At 57.9% G+C, this 6,688-nt stretch carries 6 protein-coding genes; 2 read left to right on the top strand and 4 right to left on the bottom strand.

Translation table 11 applies throughout. The features are described from left to right. Positions 1 to 99 precede the first annotated feature (99 nt). The 3 genes from ftsH to tilS all read right to left on the bottom strand — a co-directional run bounded on the left by ftsH (position 100) and on the right by tilS (position 4,468). A complete protein-coding gene (gene ftsH, locus CHY22_RS09775) occupies positions 100 to 2,229 on the bottom strand; it encodes an ATP-dependent zinc metalloprotease FtsH (RefSeq protein ID WP_089573688.1) in 2,130 nt (709 codons plus the stop codon). Between the two features lies 1 nt (position 2,230). Then, positions 2,231 to 2,779: a hypoxanthine phosphoribosyltransferase gene (gene hpt / locus CHY22_RS09770; protein WP_089573687.1), complete on the bottom strand. Its 549-nt coding sequence runs from the start codon at positions 2,777 to 2,779 to the stop codon at positions 2,231 to 2,233. Between the two features lie 147 nt (positions 2,780 to 2,926). Next, on the bottom strand, positions 2,927 to 4,468 hold the full coding sequence (gene tilS / locus CHY22_RS09765; RefSeq protein WP_199408794.1) for a tRNA lysidine(34) synthetase TilS: 1,542 nt from the start codon (positions 4,466 to 4,468) through the stop codon (positions 2,927 to 2,929). A gap of 48 nt (positions 4,469 to 4,516) precedes the next feature. Here tilS and CHY22_RS09760 point away from each other — a divergent pair, with 48 nt between their 5' ends. Continuing rightward, positions 4,517 to 5,326, top strand: coding sequence for an MBL fold metallo-hydrolase (locus CHY22_RS09760; RefSeq protein ID WP_089573686.1), 810 nt, complete (start codon positions 4,517 to 4,519; stop codon positions 5,324 to 5,326). Positions 5,327 to 5,407: 81 nt separating this feature from the next. Here the strand turns inward: CHY22_RS09760 and CHY22_RS09755 are convergent, their stop codons facing one another. After that, positions 5,408 to 5,839 (bottom strand): Hsp20 family protein, encoded by a 432-nt coding sequence (locus CHY22_RS09755; protein ID WP_055251783.1) that lies wholly within the window; start codon positions 5,837 to 5,839, stop codon positions 5,408 to 5,410. 275 nt (positions 5,840 to 6,114) lie between these two features. Between CHY22_RS09755 and CHY22_RS09750 the strand changes: the two genes are divergently transcribed. Next, entirely contained in the window at positions 6,115 to 6,582 is a 468-nt protein-coding gene (locus tag CHY22_RS09750; protein WP_089573685.1) for a hypothetical protein, read from the top strand. The last annotated feature ends 106 nt before the right edge of the window (positions 6,583 to 6,688 follow it).

Raw genomic sequence — 6,688 nt, 5'->3', positions numbered from 1 at the left:
GGGTGGTTTCTGATGCGGCGCGCTGCGCGCCCCGCACAGGCTAAAGCCTTTAAGAAAAAGCCTCCGCAGGTTTCCCCGCGGAGGCTCTCGTGACAAAGGCTACTCGTCGTCGGCCGCGTCGGCGTCAGCGTTTTTCTCGCCAGCATCCTCGCCGCCGTCAGATGCATCCTCCTGCATAGCCGCCTGCGCAAATGCCGCGGCGTCCGCCGCAAGCTCCTCCTCGCTCATGCGAGGCGCGCGCTTCTTGGTCGGCATGCCGGCCGCCTTGGCATTGCGCTCCTCCTTGGCCGCCAGGATATCGCCCTCGCGCTCAAGGTAGGCATCCCACTCGTTGTCGAGCAGGGCGTTCACGGCGTCGCCTTCGACGGTCTCGCGCTCAAGCAGCACCTTGGCCATCAGATCGAGCTGATCGCGACGGGCATCCAAAATCTCGACCGCACGGCGATGGGCTTCGCGCATGATGCGCTGAACCTCGATATCAATGCGGCGCGCCGTCTCCTCGGAGTAATCCTGGTGATCGGCGTAATCGCGGCCCAGGAATACTTGATGCTGCGCCTCACCAAACACCTGCGTTCCAAGCTCCTCGCTCATGCCCAGGCGCGTGACCATCTCGCGCGCCATCTTGGTCGCGCGCTCCAGATCGTTGCTCGCGCCCGAGGTGATGTCGTCGCACATGAGTTCCTCGGCAACGCGACCGCCCAAGAACACGGCGAGCTCGTCGAGCATCTCGTTCTTGGTCTTGAGGAAGTGATCCTCCTGCGGAAGCTGCAGCGTGTAGCCCAGAGCCTGGCCGCGGCTGACAATCGAAATCTTATGAACCGGATCGGAGTGCTCCAGGATGTGGCCCACCAGGGCGTGACCGCTCTCGTGGTAGGCAATCGTGGTGCGCTCGGCCTCGGTCATCACGCGACCCTTGCGCTGCGGTCCGGCAATCACGCGCTCCATCGATTCCTCGACCTCGTCCATCGAGATCACGGAACGATGGCGGCGGGCAGCCAACAGTGCAGACTCGTTGAGCAGATTTGCCAGATCGGCGCCGGTGAAGCCAACGGTCATCTGGGCGAGCTTCTCAAACTTAACGTCCTCGTCCATCGGCTTGTTCTCGGCATGCACGCGCAAGATCTGCTCGCGGCCCTTCACATCCGGACGGTCGACCGTAACCTGACGGTCAAAACGACCGGGGCGTAGCAATGCCGGATCCAGAATATCGGGGCGGTTGGTCGCAGCGATCAGGATGACCGACTCGCTCTCCTCAAAACCGTCCATCTCGACCAGCAGCTGGTTGAGCGTCTGCTCGCGCTCGTCGTGACCGCCGCCCAAGCCGGCTCCGCGCTGACGTCCCACGGCATCGATCTCGTCAATGAAGATGATCGACGGGGCCTGAGACTTGGCCTCCTTAAAGAGGTCGCGCACGCGGCTGGCGCCGACGCCCACGAACATCTCGACAAAGTCAGAACCCGAGATGCTAAAGAACGGCACGCCCGCCTCGCCGGCAACGGCCTTGGCCAGCAGCGTTTTACCGGTGCCCGGAGGGCCCACCAGCAACACGCCACGCGGGATCTTGGCGCCCAGCTTGCGATAGCGATCCGGATCGCTCAAGAAGTCGCGAATCTCCTCGAGCTCCTCGACGGCCTCGTCCACGCCGGCAACGTCCTCGAACTTGACCTTGGGGCGCGTGGCCTCGTTGGTCTTGGCGTTGGTCTTGCCAAACTGCATGTTCCTGTTGTTGGCGCCCATCATCTGGCGCATAAAGTAGAACATGATGGCGATCAGGGCGATCGTCGGAAGCACGCTCATCGCCAGGTCGCCCCAAAAATCGGGGTCATTGGTGTTGACGATGTACTTGGTATCGGGGTGCTCCGCCATAAGCTCGGCAAGCGAATCGGAGCCGACATAGGTCGAGGAGAAGCTCTTGAGCTCGCTCGTATCGCCCTTGTCCTTTTTTGTCTTCCAGTAATGACCCGACACGCTTCCGTCTTGAACCGTATAGGTCAAATCTTCGACGCGATCCTGCTTAATGGCGTTGACCATCTCGCTCGTCGCGAGCTTTACGGTATTGCTGGAATTGGCAAAGCCGGAGCCCATGTTAAAGAAGGCGTAGCCCAGAAGCGCGCAAGCCAAAATAAAATACAGCCAGCCCGTACGCGTGGGCTTCTTGCCTCCGGGCATCCCCGGGATCTTAGGCTCCCGGGGAGTCTGGGAATTGAAATCGTTACGGTCGTCGGGCATCTTACGAATAAACCTCCGGTTTCAAAATGCCCAGATACGGAAGGTTACGATAGCGCTCGGCATAGTCGAGGCCGTAGCCCACCACAAAGGCATCGGGGCAATGGGTTCCAACATACTTGGGCGTGACGGCCGAGGTACGGCCCTCAACGTCCTTCCACAGGAAGGCGGCAACCTCCAGAGAAGCGGGCTTGCGGCTCTCGAGGTTCTTCATCAGGTACTTGAGCGTCAGGCCCGAGTCCAGAATGTCCTCGACGATCAGCACGTCGCGACCGCGGATGTCGATATCCAGGTCCTTAATGATACGCACGATGCCTGAGGACTTCACACCGTCGCCATAGCTCGAAACAGCCATGAAATCGATGTTGGTCGGCAGCTCGATCTTGCGCATCAGGTCGCCCATAAAGACCACGGCGCCACGCAGGACCGCAATCAGCACCAGATCCTTACCCGCGTAGTCGCGAGTAATCTGCTCGCCTAGGCGAGAGACGATACCGTCGATATCCTCCTGCGTAAACAGAACCTTCTCGATATCCGGATGTTGAGAAGCCATGACAACCCTTTCTTGTGCTTATCGCCCACACACCGCCGTATGGACGCGAACTACACATTCTAGCAGCGCACGGGGTATATTTACCAGCCCGTACGCCATCAGCGCGGGAATACCGTCAACGTCGCACAGAATAGTAGGCGCAAGGCACTATTCCGCATCGACCACACGAAGCAGATACGCCACGCGCGTCGCCGCTGTGCACTTAAAACGTTCATCCGCGCGAACGCCCGCGACCCATACCACGGCACCTCCCGGAGCCGTTCTCACCACGGGAACGCCTGCGCGCTCAGAAACGGGAATACGAGCCTCGTTGAGCAGGTCGGATACCTTCTTACTTCGCCCACTCATGCCCAACGGACACATCACATCCCCCGGCGCGGGACCGTCTACCCACAGTCGCGCCAAACGCGCCTCGGCGGGAATCTCCCCGCGTGAGCCGGCGAGCATCCGTTCGCTATCGCGATCGGCAAAGCCCAGCGTCGCAGCATCCACCATAGCGGTCACCCCTCCGGCACCCGCGAGTTCGCGGGCACGGCGCACAATATCACACCCCGGCTCCACAGCCATCGGCTCCGCTGTCAGCATATGCCCCGCCCCCAGCGGCAGACGACCGGGAACGGAGATCCAATCGGCCACTAAACCCTCGCGCGCCGCCGGGGCCTTGAACGCCAGCGTGCCAAACTCCACACGGGCATCAATTCCCGCAGGAAGCGTAACCGAGCCCGAGCCCGCAGCGACGCAGGCGAGCACGCGCTCCACGTGCCGCATCTCCGGTCGCGCGTCGGGATCGATGCGCTTAATCGCCAATCGCACGATACGCCGTGCAATCACAACCTCAGCGGCGGCAAGACGGCGCGCATCGAGCACAAGTGCGCCCGCCGCTTCCTTGCGCAGGCAGCTTCGAAACGCCTGTGCCGAAAGCTGGGAAAGAAAGGCGTCTTCGTCGCCCAGAATTTCGCAAGCGGCGCCAATCGTCTTACAGACGCTCGCGTTGCGCTGTGCCACCACCGGCATCACCCGATGGCGTACATAGTTGCGCAGGTACGAAACGTCCTCGTTGCTTTCATCTTCCCGCCATGGCTGACCGTGCACCTGCAGATAGCTCACGAGCTCATCGTGCGTGAGATCGAGCAAGGGGCGAACCACAATGTTCCGACGGCGCGGAATGCTCGATAGACCCGCGGGACCCGACCCTTTAATGGCATTCATCAAAAATGTTTCCGCGCGGTCCGACGAAGTATGCGCGGTACAGATACGAGCCGCCGTCCGCGGTGCGCCCGATTCGGCACAAAGTTCGCGAACGTATCTCCGTGCCGCGGCATAGCGCACCTCGCGAGCCGCAGCCTCGATATTGCCCGATTCGTCATCAAAATAGGCATGCTCAACACACAGCGGCAAACCGTATTGCGCGCACAGGTCACGTACAAAGGCCTCGTCGCCATCGGATGCCTCCCCGCGCAGATGATGGTTTACATGCAGCACGTGCAATCGCTCGCGCGCAATGGGAGCGACGCCACGCCCGTCCTGAATATCCAGCTTTGATGTGCAAGCCATAAGGAGCAGCGCCGTCGAGTCCGCACCGCCTGATACCATGAGCACTACGGGGGCAGCGGCCTGCCGCGTTGCCAGGGCGCTCTTATCCGTCCTCGGCGCGGCATGATGTCCATAGTGCTGAGATACCGTTGGCATTCGCTTCCTCCTCTATTCGTCCGCACTCATTGTATCCTTTGGAATCTTATGTCTCGCCTGCACCTTCATATCCTCGGCAGCGGCTCAAAAGGCAACTGTGCACTCGTCGAGGGACCTCAGGGGCTCATCATGATCGACAACGGCCTGTCCCGCCGCGAGACACTTAAACGCATGGCGGAGCTTGGCCTCTCGGCAGACGACGTCGCCGCTCTTGTAATCACCCATGAGCATGGTGACCATATCAAGGGGCTCGATGTATGGTGCAAGCACTGGCATGGTCCCCTCTTTGCCAGCAGGGATACCCTTTCATGCAAAGAAAACCTCGCGCACCTGCCCGTAGAGGAATTTGACCCCGGCGACACGCTCCCCATTGCCGGCATCCACGTGCAAACCTACTCAACATCGCACGATGTCATCAATCCTGTCGGCTATCGATTTAATGCTCTCGATGATTCCATTGGGTTTGCCACCGACACCGGAGAGTTATCGAGCAAGGCCATAGGCATCCTCAAAGACTGTCGAGTTCTCGCGCTCGAAAGTAACCACGATGTAACTATGTTGCGCGAAGGAGCGTACCCCCGCTTTCTTCAGGAGCGCATCCTGTCCACAAAGGGGCACCTCTCCAACAACCAGGCCGCCGAAGCCGCGCGCGAACTTGTTACCGATCGCACCGAACAACTCATCGCCATGCACATCAGCCAGGACAATAATCGTCCAAGCCTTACCGTCAAAAGCTATGCCAACGCGCTTGATGCAAGTCTCGATGATGAACTCGGCAGTTCTGCCACCCGTCTTCAAGGGCCGCGGAAGCTCTCGATACGCCCTGCAAGCCAGTATCAACCGACAACCATTCAATAGCCCCTCAAGACAACAAAGGGGGGCTGGGAATCACTTCCCAGCCCCCCTTAACTCATACTCTCGATTGAAGCAGAGCCATCGTTAGTCGATGGAGATCTTCGTAACGTTCTTCTTCTCGACAATCTTGGGAACCGTAACGGTCAGGATGCCGTCAGCATACTTAGCCGAAAGGCCCTCGCTCGAAGCGTCCTTCAGATACACGCCGCGCGTCGCGCTGTACGAGCTAAACTCCTTCTGCAGGAAGTTCTTGCCCTCGTTCTCCTCGTCCTCCACAACGTTCACGCTAATCGACAGGCGACCCTCGTTAAGCTCAACGTCGATATCATCCTTAGCGACGCCGGTCAGATAGGCCTTGACCTCATAACCATCGCCCTTGTCCTCGACATCAACGGGGAACGCCTTGGAAGCAATCGAGTTGTTTGCAAGATCGGTCATATCATCAAACAAATCGAACAGCGAGCTAGCAGAAGGACGAACCCCAAAAACCGAACGATAAGGAACCATGCTTGCCATGTTTACCACTCCTTTTAAGGACTGCCGAGTCATCTTCTAGGTGACTGGGACTTCTTTTGACGCTGTTATATATGCCCAGCCGCTTCTTATATATACATCGACTATAAAGTTTTTTGAGTCTATTGATATAAGCATATCTAAGTCTAGTTGACTAAGGTTTTGTCTAATAAACGGAATTTGAACGAAGGCTTAAATAATGTATGCAATCCCATCAAAACTAGACGGCTGGCTTACAATGGGCGCATACACGATATTGATGACGAGCTAAGGGCATCATGGACGATCAAAAACAGGACAACACGTTTATGCCGGAGCAGGACGAAGCATCCAGCCCGCAACCGATTCGATTCCATCGCCCCCACATCTCGCAAGAGCCCATTAATGATCCTGAGCCCGATTATGTGACGAGAAATCGATATCAAACGCTCGAGGATGCCCAAACGGGACGTAAACATATGGGCGTTGCCTCGGGAGACCCTGTATATCTGAAAGACGCACCATTATCTAAAAACAGCGCAGCTAGCGATGAGCCGATGAAAGCATCCGCCGCTCATCAACAAAGAGGGCCTCGACCCAAGCAAACCTTGACGCATTCGGCTCGCTATCTCGAAACGCCAAAACAGGGAAAATCAATCTTCGTTTCGTCAAGTAAACGACGCAAGCAGCATCAGCTGACAATTCTGCTTTTGATCATTGCGGCCATAGCAGTTGCCCTTGTTATACGATTTATTTTCTTTAAATAAAGGCTCAATACCAAAAACAACAAGATCGTCTGGTGTAATTGAGTCATTTACACCCCGTAAACGCAAAAAAGGGGGAGGCCGCGAGGCCTCCCCCTTCTTCAATCTC

The sequence above is a fragment of the Collinsella sp. TF06-26 genome, from assembly GCF_002232035.1.
Taxonomy (GTDB): Bacteria; Actinomycetota; Coriobacteriia; order Coriobacteriales; family Coriobacteriaceae; genus Collinsella.
This window is presented reverse-complemented; position numbering and strand designations above follow the sequence as displayed.